This window comes from Streptomyces malaysiensis subsp. samsunensis, assembly GCF_024519315.1.
GTDB lineage: Bacteria > Actinomycetota > Actinomycetes > Streptomycetales > Streptomycetaceae > Streptomyces > Streptomyces malaysiensis.
In genome coordinates, this window is record NZ_JANIIC010000225.1 from 1 (window position 1) to 1,022 (window position 1,022).

At 62.2% G+C, this 1,022-nt stretch carries 1 protein-coding gene; it reads left to right on the plus strand.

Annotated features, from left to right (window positions below; translation table 11 throughout):
• Positions 1-1,022: acyltransferase domain-containing protein (locus NQU54_RS48605; protein WP_257636663.1), on the plus strand; the 1,022-nt coding region annotated here is incomplete at both ends.

Genomic DNA, 1,022 nt, shown 5'->3' on the forward strand with positions numbered 1-1,022 from the left:
CTTTGTGTTTCCGGGTCAGGGGTCGCAGTGGGTGGGGATGGCGTTGGGGTTGTTGGAGTCCTCGCCCGTGTTCGCGCGGCGGTTGGGTGAGTGTGCGGATGTGTTGGCTCCGTTGGTGGAGTGGTCGTTGTGGGATGTGTTGTCGGATGAGGTGGCGTTGGGGCGGGTGGATGTGGTGCAGCCGGTGTTGTGGGCGGTGATGGTGTCGTTGGCTGAGGTGTGGTGTTCGTTTGGTGTGGTGCCGTCGGCTGTGGTGGGTCATTCGCAGGGGGAGATTGCTGCGGCGGTGGTGGCGGGTGGGTTGTCGTTGGAGGAGGGGGCGAGGTTGGTGGTGTTGCGGAGTCGGGTGTTGGTGGGGTTGTCGGGTCGGGGTGGGATGGTTTCGGTTGGTGCTGGGGTGGGTGTGGTGCGGGGGTTGGTGGAGTCGTATGGGGGTGGTCTTTGTGTGGCGGCGGTGAATGGTCCTTCGGCGGTTGTTGTTTCGGGTGATGTTGGTGTGCTTGAGGGGTTTTTGGCTGACTGTGAGGGCGTTGGTGTTCGGGCTCGTCGTATTCCGGTGGATTATGCCTCGCATGGTGTGCAGGTGGAGGAGGTTCGGGGTGAGGTGGAGGAGGCGGTTTCTGGTGTGGTGTCGGGTGTTGGGGAGGTGCCGTTTTATTCGACGGTGACTGGTGGGGTTTTGGATATGGCGGGGTTGGATGCGGGGTATTGGTATCGGAATTTGCGTTTTCCGGTGCGGTTTGAGGAGACGGTGCGGGTGCTTTTGGATGCGGGGTTTCGGCAGTTTGTTGAGGTCAGTGCGCATCCTGTGTTGACGTTGGGTGTTGAGCAGACGGCTGAGGATCATGGTGTTGAGGTGTCTGTGGTGGGCACGCTCCGGCGTGATGAGGGTGGTCGGGGGCGTGTGTTGAGGTCTCTTGCCGAGGCGTATGTCGCGGGTGCGCCGGTGGAGTGGGCGCGGGTTTTCGGTGGTACCGGTGCACGCCGGGTCGACCTCCCGACATACCCCTTCCAACGACAGC